The 24,139-nt window shown below is 57.1% G+C and carries 14 protein-coding genes; 6 read left to right on the top strand and 8 right to left on the bottom strand.

Features of this window, described 5'->3' with window-relative positions:
- Nucleotides 1-60 precede the first annotated feature (60 nt).
- A complete protein-coding gene (locus ACYVJT_RS05295; protein ID WP_343955813.1) occupies nt 61-3,129 on the top strand; it encodes an efflux RND transporter permease subunit in 3,069 nt (1,022 codons plus the stop codon).
- A gap of 65 nt (nt 3,130-3,194) precedes the next feature.
- Entirely contained in the window at nt 3,195-4,571 is a 1,377-nt protein-coding gene (locus tag ACYVJT_RS05300; RefSeq protein WP_343955812.1) for a zinc-dependent metalloprotease, read from the top strand.
- On the opposite strand, the gene ACYVJT_RS05305 is transcribed toward ACYVJT_RS05300, so the two are convergent.
- A complete protein-coding gene (locus tag ACYVJT_RS05305; protein WP_343955811.1) occupies nt 4,568-5,182 on the bottom strand; it encodes a M48 metallopeptidase family protein in 615 nt (204 codons plus the stop codon). The genes ACYVJT_RS05300 and ACYVJT_RS05305 overlap by 4 nt on opposite strands.
- A 153-nt stretch (nt 5,183-5,335) precedes the next feature.
- Between ACYVJT_RS05305 and ACYVJT_RS05310 the strand changes: the two genes are divergently transcribed.
- Complete coding sequence (locus ACYVJT_RS05310) at nt 5,336-6,454, top strand: hypothetical protein (protein WP_343955810.1); 1,119 nt, start codon at nt 5,336-5,338, stop codon at nt 6,452-6,454.
- Here ACYVJT_RS05310 and ACYVJT_RS05315 read toward each other — a convergent pair.
- Together ACYVJT_RS05315 and nudC are read right to left on the bottom strand one after the other, a co-directional pair.
- Nucleotides 6,418-8,508, bottom strand: coding sequence for an ATP-dependent DNA helicase UvrD2 (locus tag ACYVJT_RS05315; protein ID WP_343955809.1), 2,091 nt, complete (start codon nt 8,506-8,508; stop codon nt 6,418-6,420). The two genes, ACYVJT_RS05310 and ACYVJT_RS05315, sit on opposite strands and share 37 nt — an antisense overlap.
- Before the next feature lies 1 nt (nt 8,509).
- Nucleotides 8,510-9,514 carry an NAD(+) diphosphatase gene (gene nudC, locus ACYVJT_RS05320; RefSeq protein ID WP_343955808.1) on the bottom strand — a complete coding sequence of 335 codons (1,005 nt, stop codon included), beginning with the start codon at nt 9,512-9,514 and terminating at the stop codon, nt 8,510-8,512.
- An 89-nt stretch (nt 9,515-9,603) separates the two neighbouring features.
- Between nudC and ACYVJT_RS05325 the strand changes: the two genes are divergently transcribed.
- Nucleotides 9,604-10,968 (top strand): phosphotransferase, encoded by a 1,365-nt coding sequence (locus ACYVJT_RS05325; protein WP_343955807.1) that lies wholly within the window; start codon nt 9,604-9,606, stop codon nt 10,966-10,968.
- On the opposite strand, the gene ACYVJT_RS05330 is transcribed toward ACYVJT_RS05325, so the two are convergent.
- Nucleotides 10,965-14,435, bottom strand: coding sequence for an ATP-dependent helicase (locus ACYVJT_RS05330; RefSeq protein ID WP_343955806.1), 3,471 nt, complete (start codon nt 14,433-14,435; stop codon nt 10,965-10,967). The genes ACYVJT_RS05325 and ACYVJT_RS05330 overlap by 4 nt on opposite strands.
- The gene (locus tag ACYVJT_RS05335) at nt 14,423-17,743 is read right to left on the bottom strand and encodes a UvrD-helicase domain-containing protein (RefSeq protein ID WP_343955805.1); all 3,321 of its coding nucleotides are present in this window, start codon (nt 17,741-17,743) and stop codon (nt 14,423-14,425) included. Before ACYVJT_RS05335 ends, ACYVJT_RS05330 begins: the two co-directional genes overlap by 13 nt.
- Before the next feature lie 116 nt (nt 17,744-17,859).
- Between ACYVJT_RS05335 and ACYVJT_RS05340 the strand changes: the two genes are divergently transcribed.
- Both ACYVJT_RS05340 and ACYVJT_RS05345 read left to right on the top strand, forming a co-directional pair.
- The gene (locus tag ACYVJT_RS05340) at nt 17,860-18,591 is read left to right on the top strand and encodes a 3'-5' exonuclease (RefSeq protein WP_343955804.1); all 732 of its coding nucleotides are present in this window, start codon (nt 17,860-17,862) and stop codon (nt 18,589-18,591) included.
- A 172-nt stretch (nt 18,592-18,763) separates the two neighbouring features.
- On the top strand, nt 18,764-21,316 hold the full coding sequence (locus ACYVJT_RS05345) for an ATP-dependent Clp protease ATP-binding subunit (protein ID WP_343955803.1): 2,553 nt from the start codon (nt 18,764-18,766) through the stop codon (nt 21,314-21,316).
- Nucleotides 21,317-21,418: 102 nt separating this feature from the next.
- Here ACYVJT_RS05345 and ACYVJT_RS05350 read toward each other — a convergent pair whose 3' ends face one another.
- The 3 genes from ACYVJT_RS05350 to hemL all read right to left on the bottom strand — a co-directional run bounded on the left by ACYVJT_RS05350 (nt 21,419) and on the right by hemL (nt 24,139).
- Entirely contained in the window at nt 21,419-21,784 is a 366-nt protein-coding gene (locus ACYVJT_RS05350) for a GntR family transcriptional regulator (protein WP_343955802.1), read from the bottom strand.
- A complete protein-coding gene (locus tag ACYVJT_RS05355; protein ID WP_343955801.1) occupies nt 21,781-22,707 on the bottom strand; it encodes a hypothetical protein in 927 nt (308 codons plus the stop codon). The genes ACYVJT_RS05350 and ACYVJT_RS05355 overlap by 4 nt, the downstream gene beginning before the upstream one ends.
- 133 nt (nt 22,708-22,840) lie before the next feature.
- Entirely contained in the window at nt 22,841-24,139 is a 1,299-nt protein-coding gene (hemL, locus tag ACYVJT_RS05360; protein ID WP_343955800.1) for a glutamate-1-semialdehyde 2,1-aminomutase, read from the bottom strand.

Below are 24,139 nucleotides of genomic sequence, written 5' to 3' on the forward strand. Positions count from 1 at the left end.
GAATTCTGGCATCCTCTTTCATCTCAAAGGACCGCAGTGGACTGGCTCGTTAAACTCAGCATGAAGAATCGTGCTTTCATCGCCTTGGTCACCATCGTCATCATGGTACTGGGGCTTATTTCCCTTAACATGCTACGGCGTGAGTTGATCCCTCCCGTTGAGTTACCGACAGTTGCAGTCACAGCTACGAACCCCGGGGCCTCGTCCGAACAGATGGCCGACCAGGTAGCCGAGCCGATCGAACGGCAACTCACCGCGGTCGACAATGTCACCTCCACGTCGTCGAATTCGGGTTCCAATTTCTCGATGATTATGTTGGAGATGGAATACGGTTCGGATGTTTTTCGTGCCGCTTCACAGACCGATACACTGCTGAATTCGCTTGACGAACAACTTCCCGAGGGCACGACCACCACGACCCTCTCGGGCGGTGCAGCAGACATTCCCGCGATCGTCGTGACGATGAGTTCCGAATTGTCACCGGGGGACCTCAACCAGCGCTTTGACCAGTCAGCCCGCTCCGATATCGAAAAGATCTCGGGGATTTCTCAAGTACAGCTGTTTGGTGCACAAGATGAGATCGTCCGGTTGAACCCCGATGACGATGCCCTCTCCGAAAACGGATTAGACCGTTCCGCCATCGTCGATGCCTTAGAGGATGCGGGAGTGGTATCTCCGGGTGGCAGTGTGACCGATGATGGCGAAGCCCTCGACATTTCTATAGGCCAAGCATTTGATGAAGTCGATGATCTCGGCTCGACACTGATCCCCGTCGAAGATGGTACCCCGATCCCGCTGTCGGATGTGGCCGAGGTTGAACGAACAGAAGCCGACGCCGAAACGGTCTCGCGCACCAATGGCAATGACGCCATCACCTTGATGATCATGCCGTCCAATGATGCGAATTTCGTTGAGTTGTCTGAACAGGCGCTTGCCGAAATGAACGACGCAGCAGAACAAATGGGAGGCGGTACTGAATTCACAGTCGTCTTTGACCAGGCTGAATTTATTGAAGACGCCATCGCGGGGTTAGCAAATGAAGGCTTATGGGGTCTTCTACTCGCGGTGCTGGTGATTTTCGTGTTCCTCCTGTCGATTCGCCCCACCATTATCACCGGTATTACCATCCCGTTGGCGGTGTTATTCGCCTTCGTCGGGATGTTAGCGACCGGTACCACGGTCAACATGATGTCGCTTGCCGGTTTGATGATCACCATCGGACGCATGGTGGATGACTCCATCGTGGTCATCGAGAACATCATGCGACACCTCAGGCAGGCTCCGCCGGGTGAGAAGAAGGTCAAGACGATTACCCGCGCCACGGGTGAGGTATCATCGGCCGTTATTTCGTCAACCATCGTGACCGTGATGGTGTTTGTTCCGATCCTTCTAGTCGAAGGAATGGCCGGGGAGCTCTTCCGTCCGTTTGCGCTGACCGTCGTGCTAGCCATGGTCGGATCGACGCTCGTGGCTTTAACCGTGGTACCGGTGTTGGCGTACTGGTTCATGCGAAATCAGCGCATCCGTGGTGATCGGTCTGCCACCATGCCCGACACCGATATTCGGGTCACGACCAACTGGATGGCCAAGCTCTATCGCCCGATTATCGCGTGGACTATCAAGTCTCGTGGCACGCGATGGACCACCGCGGTCCTCGCACTGGCTGTTTTTGCTGGTTCGTTGGCGCTCGTGCCGGCGTTAAAAGTCAACCTGCTGGGTGACACCGGCATGAACATGCACATGGTGACGTACACGGCACCCCAGGGATCGTCATTACAACGCACTTCGGAGCTATCGCGCGGCATTGAAGAGGAATTAGCCGAAGTCGAGCAGGTCGATACAGTGCAAGCCGATATTGGTGGCCAAGCGATGATGGGTGGTGGGCCCGAGCAAGCCTCGTTCACGCTCATCACAGATCCGGGTGCAGACCAACCCGAAGCTGAGGCCAACATTCAGTCCACACTCGATGCCTATTTCGAAGAACACCCCGATATCGGAGAGTTCCGACTCGAAGCAGGTGGCGGCATGATGGGTTCTGAAACGATCGATGTCCAGCTGGACGCGCTCGATGGAAACAATCTGGGCGAGGCGAACGATACACTCACGGAGGCGTTTGCAGACCTTGACGAGGTAGCACGCGTCGAGTCAGATTTCGAAGCCGAACAACCCTCACTAGAAATCGTGCCGCTGGAAGAGGAGATAGCACAGTACGGTATGACCGTTTCTGAAGCGATGGGCATGATCGCATCCCACACCACCGACTTCCCGATTGCTGAGGTGACCATTGATGACACCGAACTCAATGTGCACATGGACTCGGCATCAGCGGTCGAAACGGTCGAAGATATTGAACAGCTTGAGCTCTTTGGTATCCCGCTGACGGATATCGCCGAGGTCAACCGGGTCAATATTGCCCCCTCGGTGACGACCATTGATTCGATTCGTACCGTGACCATCGCGGTGACACCACAAAATACAGATAACGTCGGCGCGACCACGACGGCCCTGACACAGGCCATCAACGACACGAGCCTTCCAGAAGGGGTCCAAACCGAAATGGCCGGTGTCGCCGAGGAGATCGATACGACCTTTGAACAGTTAGCACTGGCGATGGTGGCGGCCATCCTGTTGATCTATGTCATCCTCGTCTGGTTGTTGAAGTCATTGATCCAACCGCTAATCTTGCTGGTGGCTATTCCCTTCGGCGCCACCGGAATGATCTGGGCGCTGCTGCTGACCGGGACACCGTTAGGTGCGACCACGCTTGTGGGCATGTTGATGCTAATCGGTATCGTGGTCACGAACTCCATTGTGCTCATGGATCTCATCAACCAATACCGACGACGTGACGCGAGCTTGGACCAGGCGATCATCGCAGGCGCTCAAAACCGTGTACGTCCGATCATCATGACGGCGGCAGCTACCATCGGTGCGATGATCCCGCCAGCGCTTGGCCTGGCGGGTCAGTCCAGTTTCGTTTCGGCACCCATGTCGATAGCTGTCATCGGTGGTTTGATCGCCTCCACACTCATCACATTGGTCATTGTTCCGGTGCTTTATCGGATGACTGAAAGCACCGCAGAAACCATCAATGAACGTCAAGGAAAACGTGAAGAAGCAGCCCGGTAGATTCACTCAGCGCAAAGCTAATAAAGGCTATTGTTCACCCGTCCCCTACAGTAACGTGGAGCATTATGAGTAACCAAGGTCCAACAAACGGCGACGACCACGATCCAATGTCAGAAATGTTCCGGAGAATGTTCGGTGGCGATGCCCCGGATCCGGAAGAAATACAGCGCGCAATGAACCAGTTCGGTGCGTCCGGAATGCCATTTGACCCTTCAATGATGGATCCTCAAATGATTCAGAACATTATGGGACAGTTCCAATCGATGATGCAGGGCTCGGATGATGATGAACCGGTGAAGTGGGACCTTGCCAAACAGACTGCGCGTCAGTCGGTTGCCGGTCAGGATCCTTCAGTCGGTTCCTTTGCTTCCACGGAAGTTGATGACGCCGTACGCCTGGCAGACTCCTGGCTTGATCAGGCCACCACGCTCGAAGCCGCCAACGTACCCGTTGTGGCATGGTCCCGTGCTGAATGGGTAGAAGCGACCATGAACAATTGGCGTGAGATGACAGACCCTGTCGCCACCTCATTATCCGAAGCGCTGACTCGCGCGATCACCGAACAGTTGCCGGGCCAAATGCCAGAAGAACTTCAGGGCGCGTTCGGCAATATGCAACCGATGATGAAAAATCTTGGTGGCTCCATGTTTGGGCTCCAGTTAGGGCAAGCCATCGGTGAGCTGGCGCAAGAAGTCTTATCGGGCACTGATACCGGTTTTCCAATTGCCGGGCAACGGATGGCCCTGCTGCCAGTCAATATCGAAGAGTTCGGGGACGGACTCTCGGTGGCCCCCGAGCAGGTTCGTATTTACCTGGCGCTTCGTGAAGCGGCCCGTATGCGGCTGTTCGCCAATTCACCGTGGTTGGCGCGCGACCTGACCGCCATGGTCCAGCAGTATGCCGCCGGTATCAATATTGACGTCTCTGCCATCGAAGACGCGGTTCAAAACTTGGACCCAACCGACCCAGAGTCGATGAATCAAATGTTCTCAGGTTCCATGTTTATTCCGGAGCCTGAAGGCGCCCAAAAAGCGGCTATCGAGCAACTCGAAACCCTCTTGGCACTCATTGAGGGATGGGTTGACGTTGTAGTCACCGAAGCGTCCAAACCGTTAGAGTCTGCAACTGCACTGCGCGAAATGATCAACCGTCGTCGGGCCTCTGGCGGACCAGCCGAGCATGCTTTTGGCTCTCTTGTCGGTCTCGATTTGCGGCCACGTCGGCTACACGATGCAACGCAGCTGTGGGCCACCATTCATGAGTCCGAAGGTATGGAATACCGAGATGCGATCTGGGAGTCGCAGCTTCGTTTACCCACCGCCGAAGACTTGGACGATCCAGAAGGCTACGTCAAGCGCCGTGAGACCGCTGACGAGCAGTCCGCCAGTCTTGATGATGATCTCAAGAAGCTACTCGAAGGTGGATTCGAAGAAGACAATTAGTCGACTGCTTCCGGGAAGGGTTCGTCCTGGTCACGTTGCTGAGCGAATACCACACCCAATAGGAAGGCATCTGCTTCTGCGGTGCGTGGATAGCGCCGTGTAAAGTCCTGGAACTCCTGACCGTGGTCAGCATATTTCAAATGTGCGAGTTCATGGATGACGACGCTATCGACCACCCACTGGGGCATTCCCTGCAACATGGTGGAAATACGGATCTCTCCGGTCGTTGGCTTACACGTCCCCCACGTTTTTCTCTGACGGTCTGTCCACACCACCGATGTAGGTTGAACCTCATTGTCGAGCCAGACGCGGGCAAGGTGCAGCGCGCGAGCATACAGTTCAGGATTCGATGGAAGCCGTTCGGCCGCTTGGCGCCGTGATTTGACCTTGGCAATCAAACTGCGTGCTGAGACCACGATGTCTTCATCCCGCATCAATAGGGGCACCGACAGTTCGACCATGCCTTCACGAAACGCAGCCGAAATCGTTTTCTTTCTGCGCGCCGAGGCGATCAGTCTGACGGGTTCGCCGTCAATCTCCACAACCGAGGCGATTCTGCCGCCCGAGAGTTGTTCAATGTGTTCACGTTCAAGAGTTGAAATGTTGTGCATGTCCTTCATACTGACCCACAAGCAACTCGCGTACACGAGCGCCCCGCAGAACTGTGGAGAACACGTCTACCGTATCCCCGTTGTGGAAAACACGTGACGTGCCATGCCACGGTAGACCATCATGGTAACACCTTGAACCGAAGAGGAGTCGCCATGCAAATCAATCCGGGACTATCGTATACACGTCTCTCCCCCACCCATGTTCAAATAGGGTCTGGCTACCGGGCGCTTGAGCTGAGCGGCGTCAGTACGCACGTGAGAAAATTCTTGCAACATCTGCGTGACGGCATCGCTGATGGCCACGAACGTCACATTGCGCAGGAGTCGAAAGTCTCCGAGATCGACTTTGAACTGATCATGGCCAAACTTTCACCGCTCTTGGTTTCGACGCCTGCGCAAGATCATTTCGTGGTGAGTACAGATCAGGAACACCGCGGAAGCTTGGCACGACTACGCTGTGTCACCCCAACTTTCGACCGTGGCAGACTCCACGGCCTGACACCTCATGATCAAGAACAATTTGAAATACAACGTCACAGGGCTGCCCTACAGATTTTTGGTCTTGGTCGGACCGGCGCGGCACTGACGAAAATCCTGGTGGAGTCCGGCATCGGTCATGTGAATGTTTGGGACTCCTCAAGGGTCACCACCGTAGATACAGGCACGGGGCTGCGCTCCGAGGATATCGGCGAAGTGCGGTCGCTGGCGGTCGCTGCGGCGCTGAACCCGTCCAATCGTCGGCCACATATTTTTCCTGCCGGTTGGCTCAAACAGCCTGCCCTGAGCACCTTAGCTACTGTCCACATCACCTTGGGCGGGCTGGACGCCACGACCATCAAGGAAGCCCAGAACGAAAAACAACCGTACTTACCGGTCGTGATTCGTGATGATGAAATCGACATCGGCCCGTGGGTCGTACATCAAGCACACGCCTGTCCCATGTGCTTAGAAACAGCCGTAACCGAGTCCGATGGGTATCGGGCACAACGGGTGGCTGCCCTACGAGACAACACCGGTGGCATCGAAACGGTTGCGGGCGCGCATTTGGTTGCGGGACTCATTGCCACCGATGTGTTGACGATGGTCGATTCCCAGCAGCTGCGTCACCAAGTGCCCATTACCAAACACGGTACGGTTCCCGGCATGAATTTGGACACGATCACCCGAGTCAATCTAGCCAATGGGTGGGTCCAAACGTTTGAGGTGGATCCACGACCGGGCTGTTGCGGGGTCGTTCAAGAGCTCAAGATGGCCAGTACGTCTTCACCATAGCGTTCAAGTTTTTTCGGTCCAACACCGGGTAACTGGCGCAATTGTTTGAAATCCGCGGGCATTTTTTCAGCAATCGCAACCAGTGTGGCATCCGTGAACACTACGAACGCTGGAACCTTATCGGCCGTAGAGATCTCTTTGCGCCAGGAGACAAGTCTGTCGAAGAGTTCGGGGTCGTAGGTTGGCGGGCAGTCTTCACAGCGTCCAATTTTCCGTTCGGCACCGGTGGTCAACACTGCACCACAGGTTCGACATTTGGAGACTTTGGCTTTGAGGGTCCGCTTGGTTCGTGGTGTGGATTCCGAGGCGGCGTGTGTGGTGGTGCTCCGGATGGCCTGCAAAAATCGAGACGGTTTCCGGTTCGCTCTGCCGCCTGCTGACCGCGCTAGCGACCAGGATAAAAACACGCGGGTTTTAGCACGGGTGATACCCACGTAAAACAGTCGACGTTCTTCATCCACGTTCTTATCTTCGGTGGCAAAACTGATAGGCATCAGCCCTTCGGTCAGACCAACCAAAAATACGCTGTCCCATTCCAGCCCCTTCGCGGAGTGAATAGATGCCAGCGTGACGCCTTCCATCACGGGGGCGTGTTGATGAGAAGCCCGTTCATCAAGTTCTGCCACCACAACATCCAGTGTGACCTGTTGACCTCTGGAGGCAACCAAATCTTCGGCCAAGTTGACGATGGCGTTCAGAGATTCCCACCGTTCCCGGACCGCACCAGATTGCTGCGGCGCTTGCGGTGTATAGCCAAGCGACGCCAGGACATCTTTAACGCGGCTGATCACTTCTGCGCCGACCACAGCGTCAGCCGACTTGGCAGCGGCCCGCAATTGCAAAATGCCGTCACGAACTTCACGACGATTAAAAAAGCGTTCTGCACCCCGCACCTGGTATGACACTCCGGCATCGCTCAGTGTCTGTTCGAATGCCGCCGACTGGGCATTGGTGCGAAACAGGATGGCCATATCGGCACCTTTGTGACCAGCTGCTAAGAGCTGTTTGATTTGACCGGTCACCCACTCGGCTTCTGCCTGCTCGTGGCTACATTCGGCAAATATCGGGTCGGGTCCGGCCTCACGCTGCGACACGAGTTCAAGAGGTTGGGGCCAGCGAGGCAAACCTGGCCGGTCAACTTTGGTGCGTTCTTGCAACAAACGGTTGGCTAGGCCCACGATTTGTGGCGTCGAACGATAGTCGCGAATGAGGTCGATTTGTGTTGCATCGGGGAACTTTTGGCCAAAATCCAATAGATAGTCGGCTGTCGCCCCGGTAAATGCGTAAATTGTCTGGGAGGTGTCACCGACCACGCACAAGTCGTCACGATCGCCCAACCATCCGCTCAACAGACGGTACTGCAGCGGGGAAACATCCTGAAATTCATCGACCAAAAAGACACGGTACTGATTCCGTACCGTGGCAGCGATGCGGGGTTCGGATTCGAGGATGCCAACCATGATGAGTAAGACATCTTCGAAATCAATAAGCCCGCGATCCGATTTGAGATCCTCGTAGGCCTGGAATAACCGAGTGACGGCGATGAGGTCCCAGCTCGCTGGCATGGACCGATGTGTGGCTTGTTGTTGGTAGGTCTGTGGAGTGAGCATATTGAATTTTGCCCACTCGATTTCCCCGGCGAGATCTCGGATCGTGGCCTTGTCGGTGCTCATACGCAACCGTTGAGCTGCCTCTACGATCAGATGGGTTTTATAGTCGACCAGTCGTGGCATATCTCCACCGACGGCCTGCTGCCAAAAGTATTGCAGTTGACTCAGTGCCGCAGCGTGGAAGGTCTTAGCTTGGACACCGTGTGCGCCCAGATCGCGCAGTCGTGAGCGCATTTCAGCGGCCGCTCGAGCCGTGAAGGTCACGGCCAACACGTTATACGGGTTGTAGACTCCGGTCGCCACACCATAGGCAATGCGGTGTGTAATCGCTCGAGTTTTTCCGGTGCCGGCACCAGCCAAAATCCGAACTGGTCCGTGGAGTGCTGTGGCCGCTTGGCGTTGTTCGGTATCCAGGCCGGCCAGGATGTCTTCGGGATTTTGCAATCTAATTCTCTAAGGTTCTTGGTTGCGGGAGGGGCCCACCGTACCAGTGGCGGATGAGGTGGTGAGCAATTGAGGACGCTCCGGGAATGAACATCCTGCCTTGTTCAACTTCTTCACGAAGTTCCTGGCGGGTGAACCACCGGACCTCGGCAATCTCTTCTTGATCCGCATCAGCCTCTTCAGGGTGTGCAGTTTGGCCCAGGTAACCCAGCATAAGCGATTGTGGGAAGGGCCAGGGTTGCGATCCCATGTACTTGACCCCGTCAACGACGACGCGGGATTCTTCATAGACTTCACGTTTGACCGCGGCTTCAAGCGATTCGCCGGGTTCCACGAAGCCTGCCAGGGTCGAATATCGTTTGTCTCCCCATGCCTTATTATTGCCCAGCAATGCACGATCATCTGGGTCGGTGATCAACATGATCACGGCCGGGTCGGTGCGTGGGAAATGCTCTGAACCGTCGTTTGGACACACCTGGACCCAGCCAGAGGTTTGCATCTGAGTTTTGGTCCCACAGCGTGGACAGTACTTGTTGACGTTGTGCCAGTTCGCGATCGCGACACCCGAAACAAAGATGCCCACGTCGCGGTCATTGAGTCCAGGGGCGATATCAGAAACCCCAAGCCAATCGATCCCCGCAGGATCCTCAACGACTACCCCACCGACTTGGGGGTCTTCGAGCCGCGGGGCCTCCATCGTCGGGTCGGCGATCAGCAGGATGATCTCGACGTGTTCTTCCGCCGGGTCAACGAACTGGCTGTGTTCTGGTGTGTGATGCGCTGAACGACCCAAATAGATGGCGTCGTGCGGCAACTGTCCCGACGGTGCCGTCAGCACTAATTCGCCAGCCCAGACCGGTGCGGTGCGACCGTGGAGCCACAGTACTCGCGTACCGGGTTCGTCCCAAAGTTTTGCAAGCCAATGTGGGTCATCACGTAGCTCGGTGCCACGGTCTACATCGTCGCGAGCAAGGGGCAACCGTCCAAGGTCGGGCAACATATCCATGCTCTCCACCTTAGCGTTGCTCAACAGAATTTCGACTCACCAACGTGGCTGCTGCCGAACCGGGGTACATCAGGCGTAAGGTAGACGTGATGAAACGAACCGCCATGGAACTTGCAGCATTAGCCTCGGCTGCCATGCCCGGGCTTGATATTGTCCAAGCCGCAACCTCCCCTGATGATCCGCGCGCTTTTGACTCTGCCATTGTGACTGACACCGACAATAATCACTGGCGGGTGCGGTCTCCTCATAACTCTCAGGCGGCTTTCCGATTAGAAACCGAAATCCAAGTCCTATCTGGTTTCACTCCGGCTATTCGGGCACACTTACCGTTTCGCGTACCTTCGGTCGCCGGTGCAGTGCAAATAGATTCCCTGCGCACGTTCGTTTATCACCAAATGCCCGGTATGCCGGTCGAGTTGGACGCCATCACCGAGGCAGAGCCGCAAACCATCGATGACCTCGGTCGCATTATTGCCGCCATTCACACTCTGCCCCGGGCAGTCGTCGAAACAGCGGATTTACCGTCCTATGGATCCGAGCAGTTGCGTTCGCGATTGCTGTCCGAACTCGATCAGATTGCATTGACCGGTAAGGTCCCGTCGGTGCTGTTACGCCGTTGGGAAAATGCCTTCGAAGAACGGCAAATGTGGACGTTCACTCCGCGCGTGGTACACGGTGACTTTGATGAAACCTCACTGTTGATCGACCGGAACCGGGCTGTCGGCGTAACCGCATGGACGGATTTGCACATCGGTGATCCGGCCCAGGACTTCACTTGGCTGGCATCGACGGATTCCATCGAGTTTCGTGACGCCTTGATCTCGGCGTACCACCGGCACATGGATTTACCGGCTGACTATGTCGATCTGCACATCATGCGTCGAGCAGCCTTAGCAGCAGAGTTCTCCTTGGCAAAGTACCTCATCTCTGGAATCAACGCTTCCAATAATGAAGTCGTTGCAGAAGCCCAGTCCATGTTGGACGACCTTGCTTCCGACATCGACGCCACGGGCGGTCAGGATATTGGTCAACGATTCTGGGAACCAGAACCAACGCCTGAGTCAGTACCGGAGCCGGCACCCGAACTAGAGGTGGACACGGAAGAAACCGAACCAGAAACTGACGTCGATGACCAGGCTGATCCTGTCGACCCGGCATTCGACGACCCCGTAGCGGCTGGCCCCGATGCTGGAGATGCTGAGGAAACAACCACAGAGGACGCTAGTGATGAATTGTCCGACGAGTCATCGGGAAGCAACGAGGCTATCACCAATGACCCTGACGACCACGCGTCTATGGCAGCCGAGACTGAAGACAGCACTGAGCTAAGAGTGCACACACTTTCCGATGATGGCGATCTCGTGCCTCACGATGAAGCCGAAGCACCACCCGAAGACGATGACACGCAGCCGATCTCGTGGAAGACGGTTCGAGAGAACCTCGATAACAACTAGCTATCGCCAAAGGCACGGGCCAGGATGTGTTCCAGCTCATCGGCGGACGCGAAATCATGCGGCGTTTTTTCTGCGCCGTGTGCCAGGTAGACGAACTTGCCCGTAATCCGATCTAACGGGATGTTGTGGAGCCGAGACCAGGCCAACCGATATATCGCTAGCTGAAGACTCCGTTGGGGCATTTCGGCATCCGATGGCACTCGACCGGTCTTCCAGTCCACCAGCTCCCACTGTGCTTCAGGGTCGAACTCCACGTCGGGATCTCCCCCGGTCCGAAATACAGCATCAATACGACCACGCAGTGTCAGACCCGATACCGACGTTTCGACGGCCGCCTCGATCATCGACGGGATGCGCTGTGCCCAGTCTGAACCCTCAAACTTCTCACGTAGGTCGGCCAAACCGGTCGCCTCGTCCCACTCAGCGTCCACGAGCTGCTCTGTCTCTTCAATGTCCAATGACGGCGTGAGCCCTGGCATATTCTGCGCATAGAAATGCTCAATCCATTCATGCACCAGTGTCCCCTCGCGTGCTGCAGACGTTGGCCGCTGTGGCATAGGCCGCCGAATCTGGCGCGCCACGGCGGCGGGGTCTTTCGCTAGCTCTACAAAACGGCTGGTTGAAATATGTTCAGGCATGTGCACATCATTGGTAATCGGAACCTGGGCGCGGTCTAATACCCAATCGATGCGTTGCGCCAGATCGTCGTCGAGCTGCTCCTTGGAAGCTACCGCAGCACGGACGCGGGCTGCGCTCTGCTCCAAAACTTCGCGACGAGGATGACTTCGGCGCACCAGCACGGCGTGCTCATCAGGCTCTGGTAGCCGGCCGTCGTCGCGGGCCTCAACCCGGTAATGGTCCGGGCCATCGAGTGGGTCATATGGCCACTTGGCCACGACCGCACGAGAGCTTCTTGGATTCTCCTCGGGGAATTCAGTAGCCCAATACGCTTTTTGGTCGAGACCGTGGTCGTCCTGGTATTGCACCATCTCTTCCAAAAACACCGACATTGGAGCCGGCTTTTTGAGGGTGCCTTGCCAGTGGGCACCCGAGACCCACAACAAATCTTTCGCGCGGGTAAATGCAACGTAGGCGAGTCTGCGAGCTTCGGAGAGTTCGTGCAGTTTCACTTGCTCTTTGAGCGTGAGCACTTCACGACCTTGCGTCTCTGCCATGGTTTCGGCCATTTTGGCCGACCACCCGTCGACGCCAGATAATCCTGCCCATTCACGAACATCCGATGCGGCGTGCTGTTCCCACTTGGGTAAGGTGTCACGGTCGCCACGAAGTGGCCACGGCAAATCCCCACGAGATGCGCTAGTCCACAAATCGTGCTGCTCGCCCGGAAACGTATTTTGATTCAGTCCCGGCACAAAGACAGCATCCCATTCCAAACCTTTCGAAGCATGCATGGTCATAATCTGCACGGCACCAGGTTTTGGTTGTTCCGGAGGCATGTCCAACCCATTTTCCTCCACCGCGGCAGTTTCTAACCAGGTGAGAAACGTGACCAGGTCCAAAGTGCGTGTGTGGTCAGCGGAAGCCTGAAAGTTCTCGGCAATGCGCAAGAATTCATCCAGATACCGGCGCGCATCAATCGTTGCGCCACCTGGCCGCACCGCTATTTCGACGCCGAGCCCGGTAGACTTTTCGATCTGTCGGATCAAGGTCGGGATGGGGAGGTGAATCTGGCGCATCAGCTCTTGTAATGCGTTGCCAAACCGCTGCAGACGTTGAAAGCCGAGCTCACTAAAGGTCTGTCCTCGCGGGCTGGTCCAGTTGTCTCTTGGTAACCGCAGGATCGCATTGATCATTGATGGATGATCAATGTCTTCTTGCGGAGACGTATCAGAATCTAACGGATCATTGCGATCTTGCCGATCAAGACTACGCGCAAATGCGTTCAAGACCCAGAGGTCCTCGGGCCCTATACGCCATCGGGCGTTGGACAACACACGTAGTAAAGCGTCAGAGGATTGTGGGTCAGCAAGGATTTTAAGAATCGCAACAATTTCAATGACTTCAGGAATGCCCAACAGTCCGGCAAGGCCGACGACCTCATAGGAGATGCCCCGGGCCTCGAGTGCTTCGATCAACGGTGGGAATTGCTTCTTGGCTCGGCACAGGATGGCCGCGGTATTGGTGCCATCCTCGATGCCAAGTTCTTTGACGCGGTCGGCTAATTGGCCGGCTTCATTATCGGCCGATTCGAACCAGTTCAATTCCACGACCCCGGCTTCAGCTTGCTGCTTCGCCTGGAGTTGGGGTATCACTTGGCCTTGAACGGCGGAGTCGCGCAGCGGTTGGGCGACGTGGTTTGCCATATCCAAAATGTCGCTACTGTTCCGCCAAGCCGTCGTCAGTTCGAGTTGCTCGGCACCAAACTCCTCGACAAAGGAAAACAGCTGGCCTGCCGAGGCCCCACGAAATCCATAAATGGACTGGTTTGGGTCCCCCACTGCAGTAACCGAGTGCGACGCTTGCGTCCCATCCCCGCGACCAAAGAGGTGGGAGAACAGTTGCAGCTGAGCATGCGAAGTGTCCTGGAATTCGTCAAGCAAGACGATCTTGTATTTCTCGCGTTCGATGGTCCGAACTTCTGGCAGTTGTGTGGCGATGACAGCTGCGTAACGTACCAGGTCACCGTAGTCCATGACGTTGTGTTCTTTTTTCTTCTCCAGGTAAGCAGCGACCATATCGGAGATCTTGGCGCGAAGTTTGAGCATGGTGAACACCGATGCAGTACTTTGCGACATCGCTTTGGTGACCGGCAGACCTTGCCCAAACGTGAACATTTCTGCGAGCGCATCGCGCACCTGGGCTGGTTCTACAAGGTGTTCGGCACAATCCCCGGCGAGCTTTTTCACGGCCTTGATGGTGGATGATAACGGTCGGTCCCGAACGGCGTTGGCGATGATGTCTGTGAGGTCTTGCGAGTGCACATCACTGAGGTCAATTTCTGAGTCATGATCGTAGACAACGTCAGTGACCAGCTGGTATGACTCGGCCTCACCAATGAGCCGAGCATCTGGTTCCACGCCGATGCGCAGTCCATGATCTGCCACCAGGGAGTTGGCATAGGAGTGATACGTGGTGACGGTGGCTTGACCGAGGTCTGCGGTATCGAAGGCCAATTCAATGTCATCGCGGTCAGCGAGCTGTTCGATCGCGTTATTGACTCGGGATTCAAGCTCGCCTGCGGCCTTGCGGGTAAAGGTTACGCCAAGCACTTCTTCGGGACGGACATACCCGTTGGCTATCAACCAGATCACGCGGTCGGTCATGGTGTGCGTCTTCCCGGAACCTGCACCAGCAACGACGAGTAACGGATCGGGACCGGCCTCGATAATGGCCGTTTGCTCCTGTGTTGGATACAGGCGCTTTGCAACGGGTTTGTGGTCTTCGAGCAGATCGGTCAGCTCGTGAGCACTATAGCGCGGTGGGTGCCCCCATGTTAGACCAGCCATTCGGTTACCTGTTGTCCTTCCGTACAGATGGGGCACAGCGCTGCGAGGTTGCAGTCTTCACCCTGGTGAACGTTGTAAAAATAGGGTCCCTGAACCCATCGAGCGGCATCAGCGATGTCATCTTCGGCCCAGGAGCGTTCTGCCCCGAGCGGTGCTTGAGGCTGGATCTGGACTGAAGCCCGATTTTTGCCGAGTTGTACCAGTGCAGCACCGGCCGGATCAGTCCGCTCAACGATATCGGTGAGTGCCCCGGCCTTTACCATGGCTTGATAGACGCCAAGCTGGGGCAATCGCAGCATCGATTCGCCGCTGACATTGGTCGAGCCGGTTTTGAGGTCCACGACATAGGGGCGTCCGGTGTGGTCGACTTCCACACGGTCGATGACGCCGTTCAGCTGCACTGGGAGGTCATCGACCGTCAGATCGACGCTGACGCGCTGCTCGACGGCCACAAGTGTACGGGGTCCAAATTCTTCTTTGGTTTGCCCACGGCCGGTCGTATAGCCTGCGCTCATACCCGAGACGTATTCGTAGAAGAACTCTAGGGCACGTTGCGCTTTGGCATACAGTGCGTCATATTCCCAGCCGGGTTCAATGCCGGCTTCCGCGGCCAACACCGGGAACTTCGCCTTGAGCTCGGCATACATCTCGCCGACATCTGCTTGCGGATATTTCTCTGCGATCGCGTGCACGAATGTGCCGGTCGCAGCAGCGGGCGAGGACGCCGATGTGGAGACCTGGTAGATAAACCATCGCAGGGGTGATTCCACGGCTGTTTCGACCGTCGATGGGGATAAGCGAATGCGGTTGGCTGCACCCGTCTCGTCTATCCCGTGGATCGGAGTCTGGGTGGACAGTTCCAGCAGGCCCCACCAATTGTCGGGGCTCGCGGTTGAGATCCCGCCTTCTGCCAGCACGGCGAGACCTTCTGCCGCTTGCGTGGCACCTGCTTCCAACAGCTCAACCTTATGAGGATCAGTAGTCATCGACAGAGTGCGTTGGGCTTCTTCAAGTGTGCGACGCAAGTCGATGACCAGTCCACTCACCGTCAGCGGTGTAGCGACGGTGGTGTATGGACGCACGGGGTGGTCATCCGTGGGTGGCCACGGGTCGAGCCGTTCAATGAACATGGAGGGTTGATGGTCTGCATCGGCGACTGCCGTGGCAATGAGTCGCTGCGATGCTCGTGAGATGGCGGCTGCGAAGGTTTGAAGTTCATCGTGGCGTACTTGGGCGATGCGCTCATTGATGGGTTGGTCGCCCGCGGTGCCGGTGACTTCTTCCACGAGTTCTTGGGTGTGTAAAAGTTGACCACGCAAGCGGGTGTTGGGCCACACGCCTTCTTGGACGCCCACCACAAACACCGTGTTCCACGAACCACCCGCAGCGGATGTAGGGGTCAACACCGCAACGCCTGTTTGATCGGATCGTGAGGACAATGAGTCCATGGGTAAATCTTGCTCCGCTAAGTATTCGGTAAAGCCCGCGGCACTTTGACCGGGAAATTGCACCACATACCGTTCGGCTGCTTCAAACAGGGCGACTGCTGAGTCCAGATCCCGATTCGCCCGAACTGCGGCATCCTTGTCGTCGCCCAGAGCTTGTTCTTCCCACACGTTGCCGACTTCGGGCAGGGCTGTCGCCCACCCGGCCCACAGCACCATTTCTGCCGAAGCTTTTTCCTCGACGGTAGCCGTTGTCATGGCAGCTAACATGCGGCCAATACGCACCGCTCCTCTGGCATATCGAGGCATTGGACGATCAGCATCTAGTGCTAATAGTGAGGCCGCTTCATTCGGGTTGGCGACGAGCTCATCGAGTAGTTCCGCCGAGGCGCGCGTACCCTTCTCGTCGCGTTCCACAGACAATAAACGGCGGCGTAGGTTGCGTAATTCTAGCGGGGTTGAGGCACCGTATCGACCGGTGATCAACCAGTGCAGGTCGGCAGGCTCCAACCCCGTAGCGGTCTCGCCGCTGCCTCGTGCCACAGCATCTGCTGCACTGGTCAGCACCAACAGTGGTGCGGCAGCCGGCTGCTGATTCAACATGACTTCTGAGATGGACCGGGCCACGGGGATCGCTTCTGATTCCAGCGCGGTCGCGACTTCGGAAACCTTGGATGCGGTACGAGCTAGCACGGCCATGTCGTCAAAAGCGACACCTTCACGGTGATGGAGTTCCAAGACTTGCTGCAGAATAAAGAGGTGCTCTTGCACCGGAGACGCCAGACGATGCACGGCGACGCTATCATCATGTGTGGCAGACGTGAGGCGTGCCCGAATATCTGGGAACCCAGCGACTGCGGGGATGCGACCCACGGTGCGCTGATATGCGGCGTTGAGTTGTTCGCCCATGCGGTATCCGGCGTCTATCGTCGTGACCGTGGCGTCCGGTGCCAGGATCTGTGGCCACTGCGCCAGTGCCTGCGGTCTCGCCCCGCGAAAGCCTTGCACCGTGGTGTCGGGGTTTGCGGTGATGACAATATCGCGTTGGGTGCCGATGAGTTTGACGAGCCGGTGGATCGCCGGTGTGGCGTCCTGGAAGTCATCGATGATGATGTGCTGAATGCGCTGTGTTTCGTCCGCCGCAAAGTTTGGGTTGGCTTCCCATAGATCAGCCGCGGACGTGATGAGCCCGGAGGCGTCGTAGGCATCATCACCTGAAAGGTCTAAGACATCGCGGTAGTCCTGCAGGATCGTCGCCGCAAGTCTCCATTCGGCACGTCCCTTGCTGCGACCCAGCGCTTCAAGTTGTCCCGGTTGGATACCGTATTCTGCACTGCGGTCAATCAGCTCACGCAATTCATGACGCAGTCCCCGCAGCCCGACAGCTTGGGCAAGACTTTCAGGCCATTCGAGTGCCAACTCGGGGTCGGTCATATACCCTTCGATAAGTTCGGCAATCACCCGATCTTGCTCGGCACCGGCCAGCAGCCTTGGCGTGGCGACGTGGTCTTCACGAATACGCGTGATCAGATCAAACGCGTAGGACGCGAACGAACGCACGGGGGTTTCCGACCGAGAGTCAATAGCCTCAAAATTCAGGCGTGCCGTGAGCTGATTGCGCAGTTGCGAAGCTGCCGTACGCGTGTTCGTGAGCAACAGGACCTGGCTCGTGGGTACTCCCGCCTTGATTTTGGCAACCGCGTACTCGACCGCCGCCGTGGTTTTTCCGCTGCCCGGGCCCCCAAGCACCAGCATCGGCCCGTGTCCCGGCGCCTGATCGACAACATCTTGTTGACGGACATCAAGTTGAGGTGCAGTACGAAAGAGGTTCTTGGGCCGAAGCAATTGCGGAGTTGAAACCATGCTCTCCATTGAACCACTTTTGTCATATAACCGCCCAAACTCTCCACAAGCTCAGTCATGATCCACAAGTGACGTAGTGCTCGCATACAGAATGCACGACAAGGTATTTTAGAACCATGATCAAAGCAGAATCTGTGTTGACAATTCCTGGACCGAATGACCCCTGGCATACCGGCTCAATGGTGGGGTTCGATTTAGAAACCACCGGACGCAACCCGCACGAGGCACGTATCGTGACTGCCTCCATCGTCCTCATGGATCCTGACGGGCATATGCGTACCAGTGCCGAATGGTTACTCAATCCCGAAGTGGACATCCCGCCCGAGGCAGCCGCAGTACATGGTATTTCCACTGAGTACGCACGCGAACACGGCATGGATGCCGCCCAGGGCCTCAATGAAATCGTGGCCACACTGTCAGATTTCATGCATCACCGCGTGCCAATTATCGCTTACAACGGAGTCTATGACTTCACCCTGCTCACAGCCGAGTTAGCACGGCGAGATGCCAACGAGTTTCCCGTCGTTGGGGTCGTGGATCCCTATGTTCTAGACAAATACGCAGACACGTATCGTAAGGGCAAGCGCACACTCGAAGCGGCATGCCAACACTACGGCGTACTCCTCGACAACGCTCACACATCGCAAGCCGATTCGATTGCCGCGGTCCAAGTATGCCAAGCCATGGTGGCGAAATTCCCGGGCAAATTTGATGTGTCACTCGAAGAACTGTTCGATCACCAGATTCGTTGGAAGTCGGACCAGTCCGCAAGCTTCGAGCAGTACTTGCGTCGGAAAAACCCGGAAGCCACGGTATCTCGCGAGTGGCCCGTGGAGAAACGCTCTTAGAGGCTCTCCGGAATATTTGGGCACCCTCCCCGTTAGTTGAGCTAGGTTCACTCAAGTTTCTTGACCAATCGAACATTTCTCGGAATAATGTCGATCAACGATGCGTTACTTGAGTTAAGAACACTCAACTTCTGTGCAGAACCCTCTGCACAAACCACTAGGAGGACACATAATGCCCGCATTCTTTGGTTCCGCCGGTTCCAACGGCGACTCCTTCGACGAATTCTTTGCTCGCTACCTTCAGGGTCAGCGAGCCGGACGTCAGGGACGTCCCGTAGATATTAACCGTCTGCTCAGCAAGCGGACCCACGACATCATTCAAGCAGCCGCGAAATTCGCTGTAGAACGTGGCCAGGCTGATGTCGACGCGCTCCACATCCTGCGCGTCATGCTCGCCGAAGACCCCGCAGCTGCTGGGGTACGCCAGGCCGGTGCTGATCCGAAAACCATCATCACCGCCGTGGACGAACGCCTACCAGCAGCCCTAGAGGAGAAAGGCGACGCCACGGCATCGCTCAACGCCTCGGCTCAAAAGGCTCTGCTTGACGGCTACCAAGTAGCACGCGCATTCGGATCAACCTACATTGACCCAGAGCACGTATTTTTTGCTTTCGTGTTGAACCACGATTCCCCCGCCGGTGCACTGTTGGCACAGGCCGGCGTGACCCCGCAGTCACTTCAAGCCGGAGCACAACAGCAGGGACCTACCGGACAGCCCGGTACCCACAACGAGGGTCAAGGCGACGGTGAGGAATCTATGCTGGAAAAATTCGGCTTGGACCTCACCGCCGAAGCCCAAGCCGGACGGCTGGATCCCGTCATCGGGCGTGGAGATGAGATCGAGCAGACCATTGAGGTGCTGGCTCGTCGCACCAAGAACAACCCGGTACTGATCGGTGAAGCAGGTGTCGGCAAAACCTCTATTGCGGAGGGCTTGGCCCAAGCCATCATTGATGACGAAGTACCAGCCCAGCTCAAGGGCCGTCGCGTCATCACCTTGGATCTTGCCGGGATGATCGCTGGCACTCGGTACCGCGGTGACTTCGAAGAACGTCTCACCGATGCAATGGACGAGATTACCGAAGACGGTAACACCATCGTCTTTATCGATGAGCTGCACACCGTGGTCGGTGCTGGCGGTTCAGGAGAATCTGGTGGCATGGACGCCGGCAATATTCTCAAACCACGCCTCGCCCGCGGCGATCTGCACATGGTCGGTGCTACCACCCTCAAGGAATACCGCACCATCGAAAAGGACTCAGCGCTAGAACGCCGGTTCCAGCCGGTCACCGTTGGCGAGCCTTCGATCGAGGATGCCGTACAAATCATGAATGGACTGGCAGATCGCTATGCGGACCACCACCACGTGACCTACACCGACGCGGCACTTCGAGCTGCCGTCGAGCTATCCAACCGCTACATTACCGATCGGTTTTTACCGGATAAGGCCATCGACTTGATCGATCAGGCCGGTGCCCGATTGTCGCTGAAACGTGGACCGCTCAATGACGGGCCCGAAGTGGATACCGAAGCATTGCGCTCAAAGCTTGCCGATCTGGAATCGGAGAAGAATGCTGCGGTCAACGCCGAGAACTACGAACGTGCCACCGAACTTCGGGACCAGGTTCACCAGATCAGCGAACAATTGGCTGCAGCCGCTGCCCAGCCTGCGACGGGATCGTCTGTCGTGGACGAGGATGCCATCGCAGAGATGGTTTCGCGCGCCACCGGCATTCCAGCTGCGCGCATGACCGAAGCCGAGAAATCGCGTTTGGCTCGTCTCGAGGACGAACTCCACGAGCGGGTGGTTGGCCAAGACGATCCGGTCTCTGCCATAGCGAAGTCGATTCGTCGGTCACGCACCGGGATGGCTGATCCATCCCGCCCGGTCGGCAGCTTTCTGTTCCTGGGCCCCACCGGTGTCGGCAAAACCGAACTGGCCAAATCACTGGCGCATTCACTCTTTGACGATGCCGATGCGATGGTCCGGTTGGATATGTCGGAATTCGGTGAACGTCACACCGTCTCACGTCTGGTCGGTGCCCCTCCGGGCTACGTCGGCTATGACGAGGCCGGGCAACTCACCGAACAGGTTCGTCGTCGTCCATACTCGGTGATTCTGCTCGATGAAATCGAGAAGGCCCACCCCGATGTGTTCAACATGCTGCTGCAGGTACTCGACGATGGACGCCTCACCGATGGTCAGGGTCGTACCGTAGATTTCCGCAATACCGTGTTAATCATGACTTCGAACTTGGGTTCCGAGTTCTTGTCATCAACTGGCGCACCGCTGGGCTTTGTGTCCGGTGACGCGGCGGCAACACAGCGCGATACCGAGCAAAAAGTAATGGGCCGGGTGCGTGAGTTCATGCGTCCAGAGTTCCTCAACCGTATTGACGACACCTTGTTGTTCAACCCGTTGAGCTCCGAGCAGCTCCGCGAGATTGTCGGCATGCAGTTGCGCGATTCTGAACAGCGTCTCGTTGCCCAGGGCATTACGCTCGATGTCGATAACGACGCACGAGACTGGATTGCCAATGCCAGCTACCAGCCGGCCTACGGTGCTCGTCCAATGCGCCGTGTCATTCAGCGCGAGCTGGACGATAAGGTTGCTGATCTCTTGGTCTCCGAGTCGGTCCAGGACGGCGATAGCGTACATGTGACCGTCGAGGATGATGGCCTGAAGGTTATACCGGTTCGGGCACGGGCTGAACTCGCTGCCTAATCCACACGCCTAAGCCGAACGACACGCAGACCGGGCGGCTACTGAAGTCCTCAGTAGCCCCCGGTCTCTTGTGTCTGCAACGCTTGATGAACTCAGCCGTGCTCACGAGCCTGTCAGCGCATTCAGTACTCTTTCCTGGATGGCTTTTGCATCATAACCCAGCGACAGCATCGTGGTGACATATTCTGCGGTGATGCGCTGCGCTTGCACCGTAGGGTCGTTGACCGCAGGAGAAGCCACCACAGTGCCGTTTCGTCCGCGCGTTTCCAAATAGCCTTCGGCTTCGAGCTCTTTATAGGCCCGAGCGACGGTCCCCGGAGCAAGAGCGAGCTCCGCAGCCAGACGGCGTACTGCGGGTAGTCGCGTCTCTGCTGGCAGCTGTCCAGCGGTGATCTGTTCTATGAGTTGTCTTCGCAGTTGCTCATACGGGGCGACGTCGGCGTGCGGATCGATCACGAAGGTATTCATACCGGCACCCCGTCCGACCATAATTGACGCTGCTCATATCCTTTTCGACGACCACTGAGCCAAGAGGATAAGGGGCCGGCTGCTGCGACGAGACACAGTGCCAGATAAGCGATCAGGGCGATACCTGTGATCGACCAGGTGAGTTCGGGATGATTTCGATAGAAACCATCGGTGGTCAGCACGACTCCAATACTTACCAACCAAAATAATAATGCCATGCTGGCGACTATCACGCTCAGATTGGCGACTTGCCGGAGCCCCTGTGCCCGCTCGCTGTCAGCCCATGCGAGTTCGAGCTGGGTTTCGGTTCGGGCAGGTGCCATGAGCACTCGACGCAATGCCACGAGCGCCGCCACCCAAGTCAGCAGTGCAACGGCGCTCAGGCTGCCTGCGATGAGGCCGTAGTTACCCACAGCAGCGTGTTCAGGTAGCCGCCCGAGCAACAGTCCTCCTACGATCACACCAACTATCAACACCGCAGGTACTGCCCACAGGCCAAACCGCTCCCCTTTCGTCAGATAGTCCGCCAATCCCACCGACCGCATTCTCGCCACGACCGGTCGATCGATGGTTTGACTCGGACGGTAGGCTGCGATCGCCCAGGCACCCCCGAAGACTGTCCCGGCACCGGCGCAGAATAGTACGAAAGCGCCTATTGCCCCGTCGTCATTGTCGAAAAAGATGATAAAGACGATGGTCGCGAGCACTATCCCTGCGCTACCGCCAATCGACATGCCGCGTTGCCTTCTACGAATGCATGTCGCCACGGCCCGAGCAATGTGATCCGGCAGAGGCAGGCCGACGTGCTCCGCATGTCGGGCAAGGTTGTGATATTCGGGATGACGCTTGCCTCCGCTGGTGAGCGAGGTGGCCGGCAGCACGAAACACGCCAGAGCGATTGCTATCCAGATGGCGATACTCATGAACTCTCCTTTGTATCAATACATTTAATGTACTGATACAAAGAAGGGGGTGTCAAGGCCCATAGCAAAATGCCGGTGGGGTGCACCTGGCCATCCGGGTGCACCCCTACTGCGGGTTATGTAAGCATCAGACTTATGCAGTGGCCGCCGCGGCCGCCTTGGCAGCAGCAGGCAAAGCATCAGCAATCTTGTTCATCGCGGCATCGTCGTGGGCCGCTGAAATGAACCATGCTTCGAAGACCGATGGAGCCAAGTAGACGCCACCGTCGAGCATTGCGTGGAAGAAGAGACCATAACGGAAAGCTTCTTGAGCCTGCGTATCCTCGTAATTGGTCACACCGTGGTCGGCGGTTCCAAAGGCAATCGAGAACAGTGAACCGGCACTCTGGATCGAGTGATTGACGCCTTCTGCCTTCAGTGCATCAGCGACCATGCTCTGGAGTTGAGTAGAACGCTGCGCGATGGTTGCATACGCGTCATCGGTGGCATTGGTTAGGGTCGCATAGCCTGCGGCCATCGCGATCGGGTTCCCCGACAACGTGCCGGCCTGGTACACGGGGCCCAGCGGTGCCAATTGGTCCATGACCGCAGCGGTTCCTGCGACCGAGGCGACGGGCAGTCCCCCACCGATGACCTTGCCGAAGGTGAACAGATCCGGCGCCCAGTCGGCGTGTTCCAGACCCCAGCCGCCGGTCTTGGTGGCGCGGAAGCCAGTGAGCACCTCGTCCATGATGAACACGGCGTCGTTGGCGGTGGTGATTTCGCGTAGAAACCTGTTGAAACCGGGTTTCGGCGGGACGACGCCCATATTGGCCGGTGCCGATTCAGTAATGATCCCAGCGATCTGGTCCGGGTACGCCTCAAAGGCTTGTTTGACAGCCTCTTCATCGTTGTATGGCAGCACCAGAGTCTGGCTCGTGATGGCTTCGGGTACTCCGGCCGAGTCGGGCAGCGCGTGGGTTGCCAGTCCAGACCCTGCAGCGGCCAGCAGCCCATCGGAGTGGCCGTGGTAGCAGCCGGCGAATTTGATGATGAGGTTTCGTCCGGTGGCACCACGGGCCAAGCGGATGGCTGTCATGGTGGCTTCGGTGCCGGTTGAGACAAAACGGACCCGCTCAACCGGCATGATGTCTGCGATCAGCTCGGCGAGCTGCGACTCCCCCGGCGTCGAGGTACCAAACGAGAGCCCAGCGTCGACGGCTTTGTGCACAGCGTCGACGACTGCAGGATGGTTGTGCCCCAGCAACATGGGCCCCCAGGAGCCGACCAGATCGACGTAGGTGTTGTCTTCGAGGTCGGTCAGATACGGCCCGGCGGCTTTGACCATTGCGGCCGGGGTGCCACCAACGGAACCGAATCCGCGGACCGGTGAGTTTACCCCGCCGGGAATGATGGCGCGGGCGGCGTCATAGGCTTGTTGGTTCGTCGTCAA

Source organism: Yaniella soli (assembly GCF_054782375.1).